The following is a 19612-nucleotide window of genomic DNA, read 5'->3' as shown; positions in this document are numbered from 1 at the left end:
CCGTCCATGAGGTCTTGCGCAGGGCGGGCCGGGCACCGAGACCACACAAAGGCACCACTCCCATGACGACTCTCAGCAAGTCAGTTCTAGCCACGTCCACCGGCCGCCCCGCCTACAGCCAGACCCTTCCGTGTGAGCCGTCCACGGCCGAGACCGGCCGCCGTCTCGTCCGGAACGTTCTCGGTGTGTGGGGCCTCGACGACCTCACCGATCGCGCCCTGCTGATCGTCACCGAGCTGATCTCGAACGCCGCCAAGCACACCTCGTGCGGCGAGATCCGCCTGACCGTCGGACGGCCGAGCGTGACACGGGTACGCGTCGGCGTCCTGGACTGGGAGCCCTCGCGCCTGCCGACCGTCGGCCGCGCCGACGAGAACGACGAGTCGGGCCGCGGCCTGCTCCTCATCGACGCGGTCGCCGACCGCTGGGGCTACGACCTGCACGGCTCACACAGACGCCCACGGAGCAAAGAACTCTGGGCCGAACTCCACATCGAGAACGGCGCATGAACGCTCCCGCCGCCCCGCACCCGGCGTACCCGCCCCTCCCGGACCTCGCACGTCTCCGGCCCCGCCAGCAGATGGCCATGGACTGCGCTCTCTGCGCCCGCCCGCTGGGAGCGAGCGGCCGAAGACTGGGCGAGGTGAGCCACCAGGGACTGCCTTTCCAGCTCTGGGGCTGTGCGCCGGACTGCCAAGCCACCGGAGCTGCCGTCCCGAACCACCCGGCAACGCACGCCCGCCCGCCCCGCACGGAGCCCGAGGGACAACCCGCCCACCTGTGAACCCCCGCTCCGGTCGGTTTCCCCTGGAAGGTCGGCCGGCCGGAGCGGGTCCCGGCAACATCACTCACCGGAAGGAACATCATGGCCACACCCGTGCCCCGTCTGGAACCTCTCTCCACCCGCGATCTCCTCAGCCACAGCGAACACACCGGCGTCGTCGCCACGGTCACGCAGAACAACCCGGGCATGACGCGGGACATGGCCGAACGCGTCGTCGATCAGGCCCTCGCCTTCGTCGCGACCGCCGCATGTCACCCGACCGCGCGCATCGCGCCGTCCCGCGTGGTCGACGAGGGATGGCACGCTTTGATCCTGCACACCGCCCTGTACGGCGGTCTGTGCCGCCGACTGGGCGGATTCGTCCACCACTTCCCCGAACGGCCCGACCCGCAGCGGTACGACCCGGACGTCATCACCCGCACCACCGGCCTGATCGAACGGTGCGGCTACCGCGTCGACCACGAACTGTGGGGCCGACCCGACGCGCAGGCGGCAGCGGTGGCTGCCGAGTGCCAGCACTCACCGAACTGCGGACCCATCGAGCCGTCACCGCAGCCCCAGTGCCTGCCGTCCGTGGACCTCACCGCCTGACGGCTCCCGCGGCACGTACTCTGCCCGGCAAGGAGGCGACGATGGAGTGGACGGACCCGAAGTACCGGCGCATGGCCGAGGCGCTGCGCCGGGCGCAGGCGGAAGCGGACCGGCGGACTCTCGGCACCATGGCCCCCCGGGTGACGGTCCGGGGGTTCCTCTACCCGGCCCCGGGCCCGGACCCGGCCGGGAAGCCGACCACCTGACCGGCAGGCGGACAGAGCTGCGCCGTCCCCGTTGATGTCAGCCGTAGCCGTCACACGCCCCGGACGATCACACGTCCGGGGCGTTTCCGCTGGTCAGGATGAGAGCCGACTGTCGGGTTCGAACCGACGACCTTCGCTTTACAAGAGCGGTGCTCTACCAGCTGAGCTAAGTCGGCGCCGCGCGCTGCGCGCGGAGGCTGCTCCACTGTACACAGCGGCCGGATCGACCGGCCACGCGATTCGAGACCCTTTCGCTACTGACAAAGCGCAGGTCGGCCGTATAGGTTCACCGCACGGCCCACAGTCGTGTGGACCACATCACTCCTTTACTCGGATCGTCCGGCACGTTCCTGCCGGTGAAGGGATCAATCGCCATGGCTACGGTCACGTTCGACAGCGCGACGCGCGTCTACCCCGGCTCCACCAAGCCCGCGGTCGACAAGCTCAACATCGAGATCGAGGACGGCGAGTTCCTCGTCCTGGTCGGCCCCTCCGGTTGCGGCAAGTCCACCTCCCTGCGGATGCTCGCGGGTCTCGAGGACGTCAACAGCGGCACGATCCGCATCGGTGACCGGGACGTCACGCACCTCCCGCCGAAGGACCGGGACATCGCCATGGTGTTCCAGAACTACGCGCTGTACCCGCACATGACGGTCGCCGACAACATGGGCTTCGCGCTCAAGATCGCCGGCGTCAACAAGGCGGAGATCCGCAAGAAGGTCGAAGAGGCCGCGAAGATCCTCGACCTCACCGACTACCTGGACCGCAAGCCGAAGGCGCTCTCCGGTGGTCAGCGGCAGCGTGTCGCGATGGGCCGCGCCATCGTGCGTGAGCCGCAGGTCTTCCTCATGGACGAGCCGCTGTCGAACCTCGACGCCAAGCTCCGTGTCTCGACCCGTACGCAGATCGCCGGGCTGCAGCGCCGCCTCGGCATCACCACCGTGTACGTCACGCACGACCAGGTCGAGGCCATGACCATGGGTGACCGGGTCGCGGTCCTCAAGGACGGTCTGCTCCAGCAGGTCGACTCCCCGCGCCACATGTACGACCGCCCGGCGAACCTCTTCGTCGCCGGCTTCATCGGCTCGCCCGCGATGAACCTCGTCGAGGTCCCGATCACCGACGGCGGCGTGAAGTTCGGCAACAGCGTCGTCCCGGTCTCCCGCGAGGCCCTCAGCGCCGCCGCGGACAAGGGCGACAGCACGGTCACCGTCGGTGTCCGCCCGGAGCACTTCGACGTGGTCGAGCAGAACGGCGACGCCGCCAAGTCGCTCACCAAGGAGAGCGAAGACGCCCCGGCCGGTCTCGCGGTCGCCGTCAACGTCGTCGAGGAGCTCGGCGCCGACGGCTACGTCTACGGCTCCGCCGAGGTCGGCGGCCAGACGAAGGACCTCGTCGTCCGCGTCAACGGCCGCCAGGTGCCGGACAAGGGCTCCGCGCTGCACGTCGTGCCGCGCCCGGACGAGATCCACGTCTTCTCCACCTCCACCGGCGAGCGTCTCGCCGACTGAGGCAGCGCCCACAGCGCCCACAGCGCGCACGCACCGTACGGCGGCGCCGCATCCCCGGGACCACGGGGGTGCGGCGCCGCCGCCGTTGCACCGAGCCGCCGAGCCGCCGTTACGCCGAGGCACCGCGACCGCGATCGCCACCACGACTGCCAACGCCACCGCGACTGCCGCCACCGCCACCCGCACCGCCACCGCCACCGCCACCCGCACCGCCACCGCCACCGCCACCGGCACCGGCACCACCAAGAACGGCCCATAACGGTCTTTTCGAGCACTTACGTCAACACGCCACCGACAGCTTCTGGCAACGTGTCACACGGCCGAGTGACCGAATGTCGCCAAATCACTACGCCTCGCTAGCATCGCGTGCGTGAACACCGCAGCCCGCCGCATCGGCCGTACCCTCGCCCTCGTTCTCCCCGTCGTGCTCGTCCTCTCCGGGACGCTCGCCGTCACCCGCGTCTCGTGGTCGAACTCCGACTCCGGCTCGGTGCTGGCTGCCGCCTCCTCCAAGCAGGCCTCCACCCGCTCCGTGCCGCGCGCCGTCCACGAGGTCCTGCGCGATCAGCTCGTCGCCGAGCTCCAGGAGAAGGACCCGGGTGTCGCCCTCACCCGCCTCCAGCAGGAGAGCGACCGCCGCCCCTCCATCGCCCGGCACTGCGCGACCATCGCGCGCGCCCTCGGCCGCGCCGCCGTCGCCAAGTACGGTCCGCAGGGCGCGCAGAAATTCTCCCGCCCCGTCTGCGACACCTCGTTCGCCTCCGGGGTGGCCGGGCAGACCGACTGACGCCGATCAGATCGGACCGACTGACGGTGACACCGTTCCCGTACGTCCCCGGGCCGCGCTCCGCATAGGGTGCGGTCCATGACATTCCCCACCCAGGCCGTCGTCCTGGCCGGCGGCCAGGGTTCGCGACTCCGTCCGTACACGGACGACCGGCCCAAGCCGATGGTCGAGATCCCCGGCACGGGCGTCCCGATCATCGGCCACCAGCTCGCCTGGCTCGCCGCCGAAGGCGTCACCGACGCCGTCGTCTCCTGCGGGCATCTGGCCGAGGTCCTCCAGGACTGGCTGGCCGACTCCGCCGACGGGTTCCCGCTGCGGGTCACCACCGTCGTCGAGGAGGAGCCGCTGGGCCGCGGCGGCGGACTGCGTTACGCCGCGGCGTCCCTCCCCCGCCCGGAACTCCCCTGGTACGCCACCAACGGCGACGTCTGGACCCGCTTCTCGCTCCGCGACATGGCCGCCTTCCACGACGAGCGCGCCGCCGAGGCCACCCTCGCCCTGGCCCGGCCCCGGGTGCCCTGGGGAGCTGTGGAGACCGACGAGTTCGGGCACGTCCTGGACTTCATCGAGGCGCCCCCGTCACCCTTCCTCATCAACGCGGGCGTGTACGTCTTCTCCGCCGCCTTCACCGAACTGCTGCCGGAGCGCGGCGATCACGAGCGCACCACCTTCCCCCGGCTCGCCCGCGAACGCAGGCTGGCGGGCTTCCCGCTGCCGCAGGGGGCGTACTGGCGGGCCATCGACACCGCCAAGGACCTCACGGAGGCCGCCGCCGAACTCGCCGCCGCGGAAGCCGCAGGTGCCGCCGCCCGGGACTGACCCGCGGCCACCCACCGATCAACCGCGTGAACAACGCTTCAGGTCAATACACCTAGCGCGGGCCCCGTGCCGGGCCGCCTGGCACGGGGCCGGCCCGCGCCGGGCCGTCCCGCGGCCGGGCCGGCCCGCGCCCACCGAACCGGGGCTCCGTCCACCGGACCGGCCCCGGACGTCGGCTCCGCGCCCCGGACGTCGGCTCCGCGCGCCGGACCGGCCCCGCCACATGATCGATACGCGACAGCTGCCCGATACACGACACCTGCTCGGTACACGACACCTTCGCGGTACACGGCACCAGCGCAGTACGTGACACCTGCCGCGATACGCGGCACCGGCGCGGTACGCAACATCAGCGCGGATACGCGGCACCAGCTCGATACGCAACACCTGCGCGGTACGCGGCACCGGCACACCCTCCCGCGGACACGCCTCTGCCCATGCACCGCGCAGCACAGGCGCGGTCCATGGGCAGAGGCGGGCGGCGGGCCGTTGCCGCTCCGGTTCAGCCGAGGAGGCCGCCCAGGGCGCCGCCCGAGGACGAACCACCGCCGTCCGAGCCGCCCGACCCGCCCGATCCGCCGCCTCCCGAGGAGGAACCGCCCCCGGTCGAGTCGCCGGATCCACCGGTCGACGTCGGTCCGGCCGTACGGCTCGGCGGAGGCTCGGGCGGGGCCGTCTGCTGCGGCGGGGCCTGGCCCGCGGTCGCTCCCTGCGTCGGCTGCTGCGCAGCGCCCTCCGGCCCCCGGCTCGCCGCGCCCTCGCTGTCCGAGGCCGACGACGACGGATCGGCGGACCGGCTGCCGTCGCCCGGGCCCGCCGAGGCCCTGCCGCCGCCGTCCGTCCCGGCTGCCGCCCCGGAGCGGGTCGGCAGCGGGGAACCGGGCAGGTTGTTGCGAGGCATGTCGGAGGGGCCGCCGGGCACGGCCGTCGTGCCGGAGGACCGGACGGCGCCGCCGAGCACCGCGCCCGTGATCAGGGCGAGGCCCACGACGACCGTGGCCATGACCAGGCCCCGCCGCAGCACCCGGCGCCGCAGGTCACCGATCGAGACCCGCGGGCCGAGCCGCCGCCAGGCCTCGCTCGCGAGCCGGCCGTCCAGCGAGTAGACCGGGGCGCCCGCGATGATCAGCGGGCTCCAGGCGGCCAGGTAGATGATGTCCGGGGTGTCGTAGACCGCCATCGAGCGCCAGCTGACGGTCATCAGCAGTGCCGCCGACAGCAGCGCCCCGATCGACGCCGCGAGCCGCTGCCACAGGCCGCAGACGGTGAGGACGCCGACCACGATCTGCAGGAACGCGACCGTCAGCCCCGAGCCGACCGGGTGCGTCAGCGCGAAGTCGTGCAGCGGCGCGGCGGCGCCCCAGGGCTCCAGGGAGCGCAGCCAGGTGACCATCGAGCCGCGCGCCGTGCCGTCGAAGTAGACCGGGTCGCAGAGCTTGCCCATTCCCGCGTAGACGGAGATGAAGCCGAGGAAGACGCGGAGCGGCAGCAGCACCACCCCGAGGTTCATCCGGCGGCCCGGGTAGTACGCGTGCCGCACGGCGTCGTTGCCCTGGCGGCGGGCGCGCTGCTCGCCGTCCTCCGCGCGGGCCGCCCCGGCGGAGTTCCCGGCGGAGTTCCCGGCGGCGAAGAGGTGGCCGAAGGGGTCGAACTCCCCGGTGTCCTCGTCCCCGTCTCGGCCGTGCCCGACGATCGGGGTGGGCTGCGTCGGCTCGCCCGGATCGTCGTCGTACGCGCCACGGGCCGGGCGGATGCCGCCGAGCAGCGCGCCCTCCGGCACCGGTCCCCGCTGGCCGACGACGGTGGGCCGGGTCTCGTCGGCGGGGAAGCGCGGCAGCAGCTGCGTCCCGGCGGCCTCGTCGGGCGGGTACGGCACATGGCCGCCGTTGGCCCGTACGGCCTGGAGGAGGCTGCCCGCGGCGGGGTCCCCGGGCTGCGTGTGGCCGCTCCACACCACGGGGGCCCGGCGCCGTCCGCCGGATGCGGCGGCGGCCGCCGGTGCGGGCGACGCGGACGCGGACGCCGGGACGGCCGCGGTGGTGACCCGGGTGAAGCGCGGCGGCCGCACCCCGGCACGGCGGGCGCCTCCCGGCGCGGCGAGCTGTACCCGGAAGCTGGCGTGGTTCACGACGACCTGGGCCGGGTCGCACGGCACCTTCACCGTGCTCCACGCGGGGCCGTCGTCGAAACCCGGCGAGCTTCCCCCGGACGGACGGGGTGTTCTGGTGTCCACGCTCATCTAACCGAGTGACGAGCGGTTAGGACACTGCTTCGGGAGCACCGATCTGTCCGAGGCCCGTCAAGATCCGGTCGGCCGGCGATTCCCGCACGTCGGGGCGGCGCCGGGCCGGCGGGCACCGCCCGCCGGCCGTGCGTGGGCGGTCAGCCCCGGCGGCGCGCCGTCTCGTACAGCACGACGCCCGCGGCGACACCCGCGTTGAGCGACTCCGCGCCGCCGGGCATCGGGATCCGGGCCACGATGTCACAGGTCTCGCCGACGAGCCGGGACAGGCCCTTGCCCTCGCTGCCGATGACGATGACGACCGGGCCGTCCAGGGCTTCCACGGCGCCGAGTTCGGTGTCGCCGTCCCCGGCCAGGCCGACGACCATGAGCCCGGCCTTCTGGTACGACTCCAGCACCCGTGTCATGTTCGCGGCCCGCGCGACCGGCGTACGGGCCGCGGTGCCCGCCGAGGTCTTCCAGGCTCCGGCGGTCATGCCCGCGGCACGGCGCTCCGGGACGACGACGCCGTGGCCGCCGAAGGCGGAGACCGAGCGGACGATCGCGCCGAGGTTGCGCGGGTCGGTGACACCGTCGAGGACGACGATCAGCGGGTCCTCACCGGCGTCCTGCGCGGCGGCGATCAGGTCGTCCGGGTGCGCGTAGTCGTACGGCGGGACCTGGAGGACGACGCCCTGGTGGTTGAGGCCGTTCGTCATCCGGTCGAGTTCGGGGCGCGGCGCCTCCATGAGGTTCATGCCGCTGTCGGTGGCGAGCTGGATCGTCTCGCGGACCCGCTCGTCGGTGTCGATGTACTGCTGCACGTACAGGGTCTTGGCGGGCACTCGCCCGCGCAGCGCCTCGACCACCGAGTTCCGGCCGACGACCAGCTCACTGGGACCCTTGGGGCCGCCGCGGCGCGGCGCGGGCCGGTTCTGCTGCCGGGCCTTGGCGTTGGCGATGCGGTTCTTGACGTGGCCCTTGCGAGCCGAGGCGGGCGGGGTCGGGCCCTTGCCCTCCAGGCCGCGGCGCCGCTGGCCGCCGCTGCCGACCTGCATGCCCTTCTTGTTGGCGGTACGGCGGTTCCTGCGCTGGCTGTTGCCGGCCATGGGTCACCTGATTCTTTCCTCGGCCGTCCTGGCGACTGCCTGCTCGGTTCGTACGTACGTATGACAAGTGTGCCGGGCGTACGGAGTGCCGCGCGCCCGGCGGCGGAGGGCCGGGCCGCCGGGGCCTGTCCGCCTCAGTGCCCGCCGAGGCTCCAGCGCGGACCGGCCGGGGTGTCCTCGATCGCCAGCCCGGACTGCTGGAGCCGGTCCCGGATGGCGTCCGCGGTCGCGTAGTCCTTGCGGGCCCGGGCGGCCTGCCGCTGCTCCAGCACCAGTCCGACCAGGGAGTCCACCACACCGTGCAGCTCGTCGCCCGCGTCGCCGCCGGCCGTCCACCGCGCGTCCAGCGGGTCGAGGCCCAGCACCCCGAGCATCGCACGGATCTCGGCGAGCCGGGCGGCCACCGCGTCCTTGTCGTCGGCGGTCAGCGCGGCGTTCCCCTGCCGTACCGCGGTGTGCACCACGGCGAGCGCCTGCGGCACGCCCAGGTCGTCGTCCATGGCCGCGGCGAACGCGGGCGGCACCTCGGCGGCGGGCTCGACCGGGCCGGCCAGCTCGACGGCTCGCTGCGCGAAGCCCTCGATGCGTCCGTACGCGGACTCGGCCTCGCGCAGCGCGTCCTCGGCGTACTCGATGGTGGAGCGGTAGTGCGGGGTGCCGAGGTAGTAGCGCAGCACGACGGGGCGCCAGCGCTTGACCATCTCGGAGACGAGCACGGAATTGCCGAGCGACTTGCTCATCTTCTCGCCGCTCATGGTGACCCAGGCGTTGTGCGCCCAGTACGCGGCGAAGGCGTCGCCGAAGGCCTTGGCCTGGGCGATCTCGTTCTCGTGGTGCGGGAAGACCAGGTCGACGCCGCCGCCGTGGATGTCGAACGCGGAGCCCAGGTACTTGTGGGCCATGGCGGAGCACTCCAGGTGCCAGCCGGGGCGGCCGCGGCCCCACGGCGTCTCCCAGCTGGGCTCACCGGGCTTCACGGCCTTCCACATGGCGAAGTCGCGCGGGTCGCGCTTGCCGGTCTCGCCCTCGCCGGCGGGCTGGAGGAGGTTGTCCAGCTCCTGGTTGGAGAGCGCGAGATAGCCCTCGAAGCTGCGGACGTCGAAGTAGACGTTGCCGTCGGCGGCGTAGGCGTGGCCCCGGTCGATCAGCTCGCGCATCATCTCGATCATCTCGGGGACATGGCCGGTGGCGCGCGGCTCGTAGGTCGGGCGGAGGCAGCCGAGGGCGTCGTATGCGGTGTTGAACGCGCACTCGTTGCGGTAGCCGATGGACCACCACGGCTCGCCGGTCTCCGCCTCCTTCGCGATGATCTTGTCGTCGATGTCGGTGACATTGCGGATGAACGTCACGTCGTAGCCGCGGTACTCGAACCAGCGGCGCATGATGTCGAAGTTCAGCCCGGAGCGGATGTGCCCGATATGGGGTGCGGCCTGCACGGTGGCGCCACAGAGGTAGATCGAGACGCGCCCCGGCGTGATCGGGGTGAAGTCACGGATCTGCCGGGCGCTGGTGTCGTACAGCCGAATAGTCACCCGACAAGGGTACTGAGTTTTCCCGCGCCGCCGGGCCAGGGCCGCCGTTCCGCGCCGGAACGGTTCCGGCGCGGGTCCCGCCCGTGCTCCGGCGCAGGTTGCCGCTCGGGTTCCGGCGCAGGTTGCCGCTCGGATTCCGGCGGGTGCGGCGCGGAGGGCGGCGGCGGTACGGGCCGGCGCGGGGTGGTCCCGGCGGGCCCGTGCCGCCGTTCCCCTCCGGTCAGAGCCTGCCGGTGATCTTGCGCGGGGTGATCCGGACGACGACCCGCTCCTCGTCCGTCACGCCCTGCGGGTTGAACTCGGCGTACGTCCGGCCGGTGTACTTGTGCGCCAGCTCGTCGATCAGTTCCTGGCCGCCCTCGGTGGTCATCGTCGCCTCGCCGCGGATCTCCGCGTAGACGTACGGGTCGTCGGCCGGGTTGACGCACACGGTGACACGCGGGTCGCGGCCCAGGTTCTTCGCCTTCTGCCGGCCGAGGGTGGTGGACATCAGCACGTCGTCGCCGTCGCGCTTGACCCACACCACGGAGAGCTGCGGGCTGCCGTCGGGCTGGATGGTGGCCACGGTGGCGAAGACGGGGCCGTCGATGACCTGCTTGAGCTGGTCGGAGAGTGCGGCTGACACGTGCGTCCTTCCGGTCGGATGTGCGCTGGGTGGTGCGGGTGCTCGTCGAAGGCTCTCAGCGTCCCGTGCGGCCGTCGCATTCCCACCGCCGGGCGAGGGCGTGCGCAGCAGCGGTACCGCCGCGGCCCCCAGCAGCGGCACCGCGGCCAGGACCGACCACAGCAGGGCGCCGCCGCGGTCCAGCAGCGAGCCCGAGACGGAGCTGCCGACCAGGACGGCCAGGCCGGACACCGAGGACAGCGCGCCGGTGTGAAGCCCCAGGTGCCGGTCCTCCGCGAGATCCGGTACGAGCGCCCTGGCCGCCGGCACCAGCAGCATCTGGCCGAGCGCCAGCAGGAGGACGAACAGCGCGGCCGGTACCAGTCCGGGAAGCCCGGTGAGCCGCAGCGGAGCGGCGGCGGCGACCGCGGCGAACCCGGCGGCCAACAGCAGCAGCCCGCCGGCCAGACAGGCACGCGGGCTCAGCCGGCGGGTCGACCACCGGGTCAGCGGCAGTTGCAGGAGCACGACGAGCAGGGACGACAGCGCGAACAGCCAGCCGAGCGCCGCCTGCGAGCCGGTGGCGCGGGTGACCTCGGCGGGGAGGGCCAGATAGAGCTGGTTGTAGCCGAGGAGATAGCAGCTGTAGAGGCAGCAGAGCAGCAGGAAGGGCCGGTTCCGGAGAACGGCGCGCGCGCCGTGGAGGGCACGGGGCTCCGCGCGGGACTTTCTGCGGGGTGCGGGGGATTCCCTGCGGGGTGCGTGGGATTCCCCGCACGGTGTGCCGGGTTCCGTACGGGGTGCGCCGGGTTCTGCGGCGGGTGTGCCGGGTTCCGCGACGCGGGATGCGCGGGGTCCCGCTGTGGGTGTGCCGGGTTCCGTACGGGGTGTGCCGGGTTCCGCGGCGGGTGTCCCGGGGGCCGTGCCACGGGGCCCCGGCGGGGCGGGGCGCGGGACGGCGGGGCGCGGGACGGGGCGGTCGTACGGCAGCAGTCGCCAGTGCCCGGCGAACACCAGGACGAAGACCCCCGCGCCCGCGAGGCAGGCCGTACGGAAATCCACGAGCAGCAGCAGCGAACCGAGCAGCGGGCCGAGGAACGCCCCGGCCTGCCCCGCCGCCGAGAACACCGCCAGCACCTGGGCCCGCGGCGTGCCGGTCGCCGCCTCGTGCCGTACGGCGCGGCGGGCGGTCTCGGCCTCCACGGCGGGCGAGAACAGCGCGGCGGCGAACCCGATGAGCAGCACGGACCCGACCACCGTCGTCACGCTCCCGGCGAACCCGAGCCAGCCGAAACCGGCGACCCGGAGCACGCAGCCGGTGAGGACCACGGGGCGCGTGCCGTACCGGTCGCTCAGCATGCCGCCGACGACGAACAGCCCCTGCTGGCTGAACGTCCGCAGGCCGAGCACCAGTCCGACGAGCCAGCCGGACAGGGCCAGCGTGCCGCCGAGGTGCTGGGCGAGGTACGGCAGGACGGCGTAGAACCCGATGTTGAACGCGAGTTGGGTGCCCACCAGCAGCCGCAGCAACGGCGGCAGTTCGCGGATGTCGCCGAGCGACCGCCACCGGCTCGGGCGCGGGGGCCGCGGCCGGGGTGGGGGCCGGTGCCGGGCGCTCCGGGGCCGGACCTGCCCGGACGGCGGATTCCCGGACGGCGGATTCCCGGACGGCGCGTCGCCGGGTGGCGATTTCTCGGATGAGGATTCGCCGGACAGCGAGTCGCCTGGCGGCGAATTCTCGGATGACGAGTCGCCGGGCGGAGAGTCCCCGGACGGCGCGTTCCCGGACGGCGCGTTCCCGGACGGCGCGCTCCCGGACGGCGCGCTCCCGGACGGCGCGCTCCCGGATGACGAGTCGCCCGGCGGCGCGTCCCCGGACCGCGCGCTCCCGGATGACGAGTCGCCCGGCGGCGCGTCCCCGGGCCGGACGCCGCCGGGCCGGACGCCCCCACGCGGAGAGTCCCCGGACCGTCCATCCCGGCGCCCGCACTCGCCGCCGTCTCGCGTTCCCTCCGACCGGCCTTCCTCCCGTCCGCACTCGCCGTGCCGTGTGTCCCCGGGGCGGGAGCCGGTGTCCGGGCGGGGCTCGTTCGCCGGTCGCCGCTCTCCGTCCGGGCTGCCGCCGCCCATGGGCCCTCCCGCTTCCGCCACCCGGTCCCCTGTCACCGGCCCGCCCCCTCCGCCCGAGCCGGCCCGGGGCTCCGGAGCGGACCACCACGCAGGGACGCAGCGCCGCGGCCGAGCAGACCGCCGCGCCCGAGCAGACCGCCACGCCCGAGCAGACCGCGGCTCCTCAGCGGATGACCGCCGCGCCCGAGCAGACCGCCGCGGTTCAGCGGTCCGCCGCGCCGGGGCCCGGCCGGGGCACCGTCGGCGGCTTCCCCGCCGACGGCGGAAGCGCCGTCGGCGAGCGCCGTCAGCACGACCGCGAGCACCCCCAGCAGGACCAGCGCCGCCGAGGGCGCGAGCACGGCCCAGGGGGCGCGTTCCGCGTACGGCATGTTCTCGGCGAGCATCCGTCCCCAGTCAGCGGCGGGCGGCGGTGCGCCCAGGCCGAGGAAGCCGAGCGAGGCGAGGGCCAGCGCCAGGGCCGGGACGCGCACGGCCGCGTGCCGGATCACCGGGGGCAGCACGCCGGGCAGCAGATGGCGGCGCAGCCGGTGCCGGGTCCCCGCGCCGAGGGCGGTGGCTCCGGCGAGATGGGTGGCGGCGCGTTCCTGTTCGTACAGCGCCGCGGTGTGCGCCGCGAGCGGCGCCCAGCCGGTGGCCGCGACGGCGAGGGCCGCGCCCGCCGCGCCCGGTCCCGCGACCGAGGCGACGAGGAGCCCGGCGACAACGGGCGGAACGGCGTTGGCGACCGCCGTGAGCCCGCCCGTCAGCCGCGGCAGCAGCCCCGCGAGCAACCCCGCGGCCAGCGTGACCACGGCCAGGACGACCGCCGTCAGCACGGTGCGCCCGGCGCCGTGCCCCAGCCGCGCCAGAACGTCCCGGCCGAGGGCGTCCGTGCCCAGCGGATGGGCCCAGGAGGGGTCCGCGAGCCGGGCGGCGGTGTCGACGTACAGCGGGTCCCGCAGCAACCCGGCGATCACACCGGCCGCGAGAAGGGCGCCGAGCGCGTACGCGGTGATCCGCAGCCCCGGTCCGGCGGGCAGCCGGGGGCGGCGCAGCGCGGGCAGTGCGCGATCGGTGAGCGCCGCGCCGAGCAGGGCCCGGCGGCCGGCCCGTACGGCACCCGCCGCGGCGAGCCCCAGCAGCACCAGTGCCAGCACGCAGGCCTGGAGGACGGGGAGGTCCAGCGCGAGGGCGGCGGTCAGCGCGGTGCCGCCGAGCCCGGGGACCGCGAACAGCTTCTCGACCGCGACCGCCCCGCCGGTGAGGCCGACGGCGACCAGCCCGAGTTGCGGAAGGAGCGCGGGCAGACAGCGGCGGAGCGCGTGCCGGGCGACGCGCCGGGGCGGGATGTTGTACGCCGCCGCGGTACGCGCCCACGGCTCGGCGAGGGCCGCGGGCAGCGCGTCGTCGAGGAGCCGCCCCAGCAGCGCGCCCGCGGGGAGGCCCATGGCGAGCGCGGGCAGCACCACGGAGACCGGGCCGGTCCAGCCCAGCGGCGGGAACCAGCCCAGCTGCACGGCGAAGACCGTGGCGAGCACGGCCGCGAACACGAATTCCGGCAGCGCGGCGAGCACCGCGGCCGCCGCGCCCGCACGGGCCCGTCGCAGCTCGCGCCGGGCACCGAGCCGCAGGGTGCGGGCGGCCAGCGCGGCGGCCAGGGCGAGGGCGACGAGCAGGGCGCCCGCCATCAGGGTCAGCGAGACGCCGAGGGCGGCCGAGACGGTGGGCAGTACGGGTTCCCCGGACACCCAGGAGGTGCCGAGGTCGCCCCGGGCCAGGCCGCTCAGCCAGCCGCCGAGGACCGGACCGGGCCCGCCGTCGAGACCGGTATCGGCGCGGATGGCGGCCAGCACGTCCGGGGTGGGCGGCCGGTCGGCGTACCGGGCGCGCAGGATGGTGAGCGCCGGGTCCGTGCGGGTCAGCCAGGGCAGCAGCCCGACGAGCGCGAGGAAACCGGCGGCCGCGGCGAACGCGGCGGCGGCCGGCCCGAACACGGCGGCCACGCGCCCTTCGGTACGCGGCCCTTCGGTACGCGGCCCTTCGGCACGCGAGCCCTCGACGCGCCTCCCCTCGGCAGGCGGTTCCCCGGGAGGCCGCCCCTCGGTACGCGGCCCCTTCGCACGCGGCCCCTTCGCACTCGGCTGCTTCGTACACGGGTGCTTCGTACACGGGTGCTTCGTACACGGGTGCTTCGTACACGGGTGCTTCGTGGGCCGCTGCTCCGCACTCGGCTGCTCAGCACTCGGCTGCTTCTCGCTCGGCTGCTCCGTAGGCCGCTGCTTCGTCCGGCTCCCACCCCTGGGAGGACCGGCCCCGGCGGGTTCCTCCGTCCCGCCCCGGGGCCCGCCGGCCGGGTGCGGGGCTTCCGCGCCGGAATCCGCCCGGGACCCGGCGTCCACGACCGGCCCGGAGCCCGCAGCGGCGGACTCGGGAGCCGCGCCGGCCGGCACCGGGTCCGGCACCGCGGCTCCACAGGCCGGCCCGGCCGCTCCCGAAGCCGCCCCGGCAGTCCCCCGGTCCGGCGTTCCGGCCGGTCCCGGAACCGGCACCGCCGTTCCCGGGACCGGTCCCCTCCGCCCCGGTTCGGTGTGTGGTGCGGGCACCGGTCAGCCCACTCGGGTCTCGGCCGTGATCAGGGTGCGTTCCATCGGGTCGAGGGAGACCCCCTCGACGTCCTCCGCCACCCCCTGGACGAACCGTTCGTGCAGCAGCGGCACCACCGCGTCCCGGCCCAGGATCTCCGCCTCGGCTCGCATCTCGGCCTGCTGCCTGCGCTCGGTGCCGGCGATGCCCGCCGCCTCCGCGACGGCCCGGTCGACGGCCTTGTCGCACAGCTGCGAGATGTTGAAGCTGCCGTCGCAGGTGAAGTCGCTGCCGAGGTACGAGACCGGGTCCCCGGTGTCGAGCAGGGTGTTGCGCGGCAGGATGAAGGCGTCGTACGCGCCGTCGAGCGCGTCGGCCTCCATCTGCGCGTAGTCGCGCACGACCTGCCGCACCGTGAACCCGGCGCGTTCCAGCTGCTGTTGCAGGGTGCCGGCGACCTCGGCGAGTTCGGCCCGGTTGGTGTAGGTGGCGAGGACGATCTCGTCCGCCCTGCGCACCTCGGCCCGCTTCGCGGGCGCGGCACGGCCCTCCGGTTCGACGCGCCGCTCCGCCGCCCAGGGCAGGGCGGGACCGAGCAGCCCCCGCGCGGGGTCCGCCCTGCCCTCGTACACGCCGTCGACCAGGGCCTGGCCGTCGACGGCGGTGCGGGCGGCGGCGCGCATGCCCGCGTCGGCGAACACGCCCTTCGCGGTGTTCAGATAGAGGCTGTTGGTGCGCGCGGTGGGCACCTCGTGGACGAGCTTCTCGTCGAGCACGGCGGCCTGTGCGACGGGAACGGCCTCGGCGACGTCGGTCTCGCCCGCGCGCAGCGCGTTGGCGCGCGCGGTGCCGTCCGCGACGAACCGCACGTCGACACCCGGTGCCTGGGCCTTCTTCCCCCAGTAGCCGTCGTGGCGCTCCAGGGTCGCGGTCGCCGTGCCGTCGAGTTCGCGCAGGGTGTACGGCCCGGTGGCGTGGCCCGCCGGATCGGCCTTGCCCTTCTTCCCGTACGCGGCCTCCGACAGGATCGCCAGGGACGGGCTGGCGAGCCGCTGCGGCAACAGCGGGTCGAAGCCGTCCGTGGTGATCTCGACGGTGTTCTCGTCCCGGGCGGTCGCCTCGATGTCGGTGTCGCTGAGGACGCGCGGCGCCGTGGGTGCCTCGGCAGCGGCCGTGAGGGAGCGGGCGACGGCCTCCGCGGTGACGGGTTCGCCGTCCTGGAAGTCCGCGTCGCGCAGCTCGAACGTCCAGCCCGAGTCGCCGTTCCGCTTCCAGGAGGTGGCGAGCGCGGGTTCGGCGGTGCCGTTCTCGTCCAGCGCGGTCAGGCTCTCCACGACGGCGAGCCTGCTGAGGAGCACGGCGTCGTCCCCGTACGGCGACATGGCCTGGGCGGGCGGGAAGGCCATGGCGACCCGCAGCCGCCGGTCGCCGGAACCGCCGTCGGCGGCCCCGCCGGTCGGGCCGCTGAAGCAGCCGGAGAGCACGGGCAGGAGCAGTGCGCAGGCGGCGGCCGCTGCGGCGCGCCTGCGGGGACGTATCGAGGACATGACGGCGAGCCTATATGAAAACGATTGTCACTTGAGTCCCACCGTCCGGCCGGCCCCGGCAGCGGGCCCCGCATCCCGGCCGGTATCCGGACCGGCATCCGGACCGACTGCTCCCGTGGCGTCACGGGCGGCGGCCCGCGCGGCGTCCGGGCCGGTGAGGGGCGCTCCGGCCGGGCCCGCGGCCCCGTCCCCGCCGATGCCGGACCGGCCGGGGAACGGCAGCTCGAAGTGCACGATCCCCTGGCCGCCGCCCGGCAGCCGCCGCTCGTCGCAGACCTCCACCGCGAGCGACCGCCAGAACGGCTCCGCGCCCGGAACGGCCGGATCCGTGTGCAGATAGAGCGAGCGGTAACCACCGGCCCGGGCCGCGAAACGGGTCAACTCCCGCACCAGCGCCCGCGCGAGCCCGTGCCGCCGGTGCTCGGGCCGTACGTAGATCCGGCAGAGCTGCGCGGTCGTGCCGGACGGGAAGCGGTCGGCGACCTCGCGCGGGTTCGGCGGGTGCTGCGGGCCGCGGTCGCGCACCGCGCCGGTGGCCACGATCTCGCCGTCCCGCTCGACCACGAGCAGGGTGTGCCGGGGCGGCCGGAGATAGCTGCCCTCGATGTCGATGATGTCGGCGTGCCAGCGCGGCACATAGCCCGACCGGAGGTCGCGGTAAACGGTGTCCAGCATGACGGCGCGGGCCCCGCCGACGTCCCGCGGACCGGCGGGGCGCAGGACATGGCCCGGCGCCACCGCGCGGGGCGCGGCGGCCTCCTCGACGGTGACGGACATCGATCGCCTCCACGTACGCGTCCCAGACTTTCGCGGTGCCAGCGTACGTGCAATCCATGTGCAACAAGAGGCCGGGGTGGGCGCGGAACCGCACCGGCCCCGGCATCCGTGACCACCCCGCACCACGGCCCGGCGCCGCGCCCGGCCTCACGCCCGGCGCCACCTCCAGGCCACGCCCGGCCTCACGCCCGGCGCCACCTTCGGGCTGGGCCCGCCCCCGGCGCTACGCGTTACGCCCGGGGCACCACCAGCGCCGTGGCCACCGCGGCGAGGCCCTCCGCCCGGCCGGTGAGACCGAGGCCGTCGGTGGTGGTGCCGGAGAGGGACACCGGCGCGCCGATCGCGGCCGACAGCACCTTCCGGCCCTCCTCGCGCCGCTTGCCGATCTTCGGCCGGACGCCGATCACCTGGATCGCGACGTTCCCGATGTCGAAACCGGCGGCACGGACGATCCGGGCCGCCTCTGCCAGCAGCGTCACACCGGACGCTCCGGACCACTCGGGCCGTCCGGTGCCGAAGTGGGCGCCCAGGTCACCGGCGCCCGCAGCGGAGAAGAGCGCGTCGCAGGCTGCGTGCGCGGCGACATCGCCGTCGGAGTGCCCGGCGAGGCCGAATCCGGCGTCCTCCCAGAGCAGCCCGGCGCACCACAGCTCGCGCCCCTCCTCGAACGCGTGCACGTCGGTGCCGATGCCGACCAGCGGCAGCCGGAGGCCCCCGCCGGGATTCCCGGCGGCCGCCGGGGGGTGCTCAGAAGCCATCGGTGGCCCTCCTGCGGGCGAGTACGGCCTCGGCGAGGACGAGGTCGAGGGGACGGGTGACCTTGAAGGCCTCCTCGTGCCCGGGCACGACGACCACGGGCAGGCCCAGGCGCTCCACCATGCCCGCGTCGTCCGTCGCGCCGTCACCCTCGGCGGCGAACTTCCGGTGCGCCTCGGCGAGCGTCGCCCGGTCGAAGCCCTGCGGGGTCTGCACGGCACGCAGCCGGGCCCGTACGGGGGTGCCCACCACGGGTTCGGGTGCGCCGCCGGTGCGCGGGTCGACCTCCTTGACGGTGTCCGTGACCGGGAGGGCCGGTACCACGGCGGGCGCGCCGCCGCGGACCGCGGCGGCGACGGCGTCCACGGTGTCTATCGGGACCAGCGGGCGGGCCGCGTCGTGCACCAGGACGGAGGCGACGTCACCGGGCAGCGCGGCCAGGCCGAGGCGTACGGAGTCCTGCCGGGTGTCGCCCCCGGGCACGACCAGCACCTCGGTGCCGTCGGGCAGCGCGTGGTCGTCCAGCAGGGTGCGGACCTGGGGAGCCCCGTCGGGCGGCGCCACCACGACGACCAGCGACACGGCGCGGGAGCGGGCCATCGCGCGCACGGCGTGGACCAGCATGGGGGTGCCGCCCAGGGCGCGCAGCGCCTTCGGGGCGCCGGGGCCCAGGCGGATCCCGCGGCCGGCCGCGGGAATCACGGCCGCGGTGCGGGTGGTTGTCGCCGACGAGTCCGGCGCGGGAGAGGGGGAAGTTGAAGAGGACATCGATAGAGCGTTCAGGTTTGCTTCCTCGGCCGACATGGGTATGGCCACAGCGTGCCGGGCGCGACGCCCCGACCGGTCCCTTCCGTGACAACCGGTCCGGGGGTGTCTTCCAGCGTCAGCCGGAAGAGTGCTGCCCGGGCCCGGCACGCCAACCGCCGGGGGCGGCAGACCGCCACCGGTGATCGCCGCGTACGTCGGGAATGTACCGGCAGGGCTTTGCGGGACGCTGTTGGCTCCAGACATGCCGCAGCGCCCGGCGACAATTGTGCGTCACTCGGGCACCGCGGCATTGCATCTTCTGCTTCAACCGGCTGCTGACCGGCGGATCAGGACGCGAGAACCTCGTCGAGCAGAGCCTCGGCCTTGTCCTCGTTGGTGTTCTCCGCGAGAGCCAGCTCACTCACCAGGATCTGGCGGGCCTTGGCGAGCATGCGCTTCTCTCCGGCGGACAGTCCGCGCTCGCGCTCCCGGCGCCACAGGTCGCGCACGACCTCCGCCACCTTGATCACATCACCGGATGCGAGCTTCTCGAGATTTGCCTTGTAGCGTCGGGACCAGTTGGTCGGCTCTTCGGCATAGGGTGCACGCAGCACCTCGAAGACCCGGTCCAGCCCGTCCTGGCCGACCACATCGCGCACACCGACGAACTCCGCATTGTCCGCCGGCACGCGAACCGTCAGATCGCCCTGGGCGACCTTCAGTACCAAGTAGGTCTTGTCCACGCCTTTGATCTGGCGAGTTTCGATGGCCTCGATCAGCGCGGCCCCGTGATGGGGATAGACCACGGTGTCGCCAACCTTGAACGTCATGTGACAGGTACCCCTTCCGTGGCTATCCAGGGTAACACGAGAACGGGCGGTTCTGAATGGCGTTTCCGCAGGTCAGAGCATATCTCGGGGCTTGAC

The 19612-nt window shown here is 74.2% G+C and carries 16 protein-coding genes, 1 tRNA gene and 2 pseudogenes; 7 read left to right on the top strand and 12 right to left on the bottom strand.

Annotation, left to right across the window (positions count from 1 at the left end):
• Nucleotides 1-62: 62 nt before the first annotated feature.
• From GCU69_RS23625 to GCU69_RS23615, 3 genes are all read left to right on the top strand, one after another.
• Nucleotides 63-509, top strand: a complete 447-nt coding sequence (locus GCU69_RS23625) for an ATP-binding protein (protein ID WP_156207109.1) — start codon at nucleotides 63-65, stop codon at nucleotides 507-509.
• A gap of 356 nt (nucleotides 510-865) precedes the next feature.
• Nucleotides 866-1375, top strand: coding sequence for a glycine-rich domain-containing protein (locus tag GCU69_RS23620; protein ID WP_156207108.1), 510 nt, complete (start codon nucleotides 866-868; stop codon nucleotides 1373-1375).
• A gap of 41 nt (nucleotides 1376-1416) precedes the next feature.
• The gene (locus GCU69_RS23615) at nucleotides 1417-1581 is read left to right on the top strand and encodes a hypothetical protein (RefSeq protein ID WP_156207107.1); all 165 of its coding nucleotides are present in this window, start codon (nucleotides 1417-1419) and stop codon (nucleotides 1579-1581) included.
• Between the two features lie 103 nt (nucleotides 1582-1684).
• Here GCU69_RS23615 and GCU69_RS23610 read toward each other — a convergent pair.
• A tRNA-Thr gene (locus tag GCU69_RS23610) sits at nucleotides 1685-1757 on the bottom strand.
• A 198-nt stretch (nucleotides 1758-1955) separates the two neighbouring features.
• Here GCU69_RS23610 and GCU69_RS23605 point away from each other — a divergent pair.
• The 4 genes from GCU69_RS23605 (at nucleotide 1956) to GCU69_RS23590 (ending at nucleotide 4698) form a co-directional block, all read left to right on the top strand.
• Nucleotides 1956-3092, top strand: coding sequence for an ABC transporter ATP-binding protein (locus GCU69_RS23605; protein ID WP_098753117.1), 1137 nt, complete (start codon nucleotides 1956-1958; stop codon nucleotides 3090-3092).
• Nucleotides 3093-3177: 85 nt separating this feature from the next.
• The gene (locus GCU69_RS33075; protein ID WP_176604635.1) at nucleotides 3178-3351 is read left to right on the top strand and encodes a hypothetical protein; all 174 of its coding nucleotides are present in this window, start codon (nucleotides 3178-3180) and stop codon (nucleotides 3349-3351) included.
• 111 nt (nucleotides 3352-3462) lie between these two features.
• On the top strand, nucleotides 3463-3879 hold the full coding sequence (locus GCU69_RS23595; protein WP_098753116.1) for a hypothetical protein: 417 nt from the start codon (nucleotides 3463-3465) through the stop codon (nucleotides 3877-3879).
• Between the two features lie 78 nt (nucleotides 3880-3957).
• Entirely contained in the window at nucleotides 3958-4698 is a 741-nt protein-coding gene (locus GCU69_RS23590) for a nucleotidyltransferase family protein (protein ID WP_176604634.1), read from the top strand.
• Nucleotides 4699-5200: 502 nt separating this feature from the next.
• On the opposite strand, the gene GCU69_RS23585 is transcribed toward GCU69_RS23590, so the two are convergent.
• The 11 genes and pseudogenes from GCU69_RS23585 to GCU69_RS23535 form a co-directional block, all read right to left on the bottom strand.
• On the bottom strand, nucleotides 5201-6937 hold the full coding sequence (locus GCU69_RS23585; RefSeq protein WP_156207104.1) for a DoxX family protein: 1737 nt from the start codon (nucleotides 6935-6937) through the stop codon (nucleotides 5201-5203).
• 143 nt (nucleotides 6938-7080) lie between these two features.
• Complete coding sequence (gene rlmB, locus GCU69_RS23580) at nucleotides 7081-8028, bottom strand: 23S rRNA (guanosine(2251)-2'-O)-methyltransferase RlmB (RefSeq protein WP_156207103.1); 948 nt, start codon at nucleotides 8026-8028, stop codon at nucleotides 7081-7083.
• 134 nt (nucleotides 8029-8162) lie between these two features.
• Nucleotides 8163-9560, bottom strand: a complete 1398-nt coding sequence (gene cysS, locus GCU69_RS23575) for a cysteine--tRNA ligase (RefSeq protein ID WP_098753112.1) — start codon at nucleotides 9558-9560, stop codon at nucleotides 8163-8165.
• A gap of 220 nt (nucleotides 9561-9780) precedes the next feature.
• Nucleotides 9781-10185 carry a PPOX class F420-dependent oxidoreductase gene (locus tag GCU69_RS23570; protein ID WP_156207119.1) on the bottom strand — a complete coding sequence of 135 codons (405 nt, stop codon included), beginning with the start codon at nucleotides 10183-10185 and terminating at the stop codon, nucleotides 9781-9783.
• An 87-nt stretch (nucleotides 10186-10272) separates the two neighbouring features.
• Nucleotides 10273-11712, bottom strand: a pseudogene (locus GCU69_RS34010) (MFS transporter); the annotation flags it as partial.
• A gap of 614 nt (nucleotides 11713-12326) precedes the next feature.
• Nucleotides 12327-14270, bottom strand: coding sequence for an ABC transporter permease subunit (locus tag GCU69_RS23560; protein WP_156207118.1), 1944 nt, complete (start codon nucleotides 14268-14270; stop codon nucleotides 12327-12329).
• Between the two features lie 612 nt (nucleotides 14271-14882).
• The gene (locus GCU69_RS23555) at nucleotides 14883-16406 is read right to left on the bottom strand and encodes an ABC transporter substrate-binding protein (RefSeq protein ID WP_098755141.1); all 1524 of its coding nucleotides are present in this window, start codon (nucleotides 16404-16406) and stop codon (nucleotides 14883-14885) included.
• Between the two features lie 189 nt (nucleotides 16407-16595).
• A pseudogene (locus tag GCU69_RS23550) lies at nucleotides 16596-17183 on the bottom strand (GNAT family N-acetyltransferase); the annotation flags it as partial.
• A gap of 230 nt (nucleotides 17184-17413) precedes the next feature.
• Nucleotides 17414-17941 (bottom strand): 2-C-methyl-D-erythritol 2,4-cyclodiphosphate synthase, encoded by a 528-nt coding sequence (gene ispF, locus GCU69_RS23545; RefSeq protein WP_098755139.1) that lies wholly within the window; start codon nucleotides 17939-17941, stop codon nucleotides 17414-17416.
• Entirely contained in the window at nucleotides 17931-18707 is a 777-nt protein-coding gene (ispD, locus tag GCU69_RS23540) for a 2-C-methyl-D-erythritol 4-phosphate cytidylyltransferase (RefSeq protein ID WP_098755138.1), read from the bottom strand. The genes ispF and ispD overlap by 11 nt, the downstream gene beginning before the upstream one ends.
• A 326-nt stretch (nucleotides 18708-19033) precedes the next feature.
• Nucleotides 19034-19516, bottom strand: coding sequence for a CarD family transcriptional regulator (locus tag GCU69_RS23535; RefSeq protein WP_003953493.1), 483 nt, complete (start codon nucleotides 19514-19516; stop codon nucleotides 19034-19036).
• Nucleotides 19517-19612: the final 96 nt, after the last annotated feature.

Source organism: Streptomyces lycii, from assembly GCF_009735685.1.
Taxonomy (GTDB): Bacteria; Actinomycetota; Actinomycetes; order Streptomycetales; family Streptomycetaceae; genus Streptomyces; species Streptomyces lycii.
Note: the sequence above shows the minus strand (reverse complement) of the source record. Positions and strands in the feature narration are given on the sequence as shown.

Excerpts from the sequence above, each read along its gene's own strand:
- GCU69_RS23620 (WP_156207108.1), top strand. The coding sequence starts at position 866 with ATGGCCACACCCGTGCCCCGTCTGGAACCTCTCTCCACCCGCGATCTC.
- ispF (WP_098755139.1), bottom strand. The coding sequence starts at position 17,941 with ATGGCTTCTGAGCACCCCCCGGCGGCCGCCGGGAATCCCGGCGGGGGC.
- ispD (WP_098755138.1), bottom strand. The coding sequence starts at position 18,707 with ATGTCCTCTTCAACTTCCCCCTCTCCCGCGCCGGACTCGTCGGCGACA.
- GCU69_RS23555 (WP_098755141.1), bottom strand. The coding sequence starts at position 16,406 with ATGTCCTCGATACGTCCCCGCAGGCGCGCCGCAGCGGCCGCCGCCTGC.
- GCU69_RS23590 (WP_176604634.1), top strand. The coding sequence starts at position 3,958 with ATGACATTCCCCACCCAGGCCGTCGTCCTGGCCGGCGGCCAGGGTTCG.
- rlmB (WP_156207103.1), bottom strand. The coding sequence starts at position 8,028 with ATGGCCGGCAACAGCCAGCGCAGGAACCGCCGTACCGCCAACAAGAAG.
- GCU69_RS23605 (WP_098753117.1), top strand. The coding sequence starts at position 1,956 with ATGGCTACGGTCACGTTCGACAGCGCGACGCGCGTCTACCCCGGCTCC.
- GCU69_RS23615 (WP_156207107.1), top strand. The coding sequence starts at position 1,417 with ATGGAGTGGACGGACCCGAAGTACCGGCGCATGGCCGAGGCGCTGCGC.
- GCU69_RS23625 (WP_156207109.1), top strand. The coding sequence starts at position 63 with ATGACGACTCTCAGCAAGTCAGTTCTAGCCACGTCCACCGGCCGCCCC.
- GCU69_RS23585 (WP_156207104.1), bottom strand. The coding sequence starts at position 6,937 with ATGAGCGTGGACACCAGAACACCCCGTCCGTCCGGGGGAAGCTCGCCG.
- GCU69_RS23535 (WP_003953493.1), bottom strand. The coding sequence starts at position 19,516 with ATGACGTTCAAGGTTGGCGACACCGTGGTCTATCCCCATCACGGGGCC.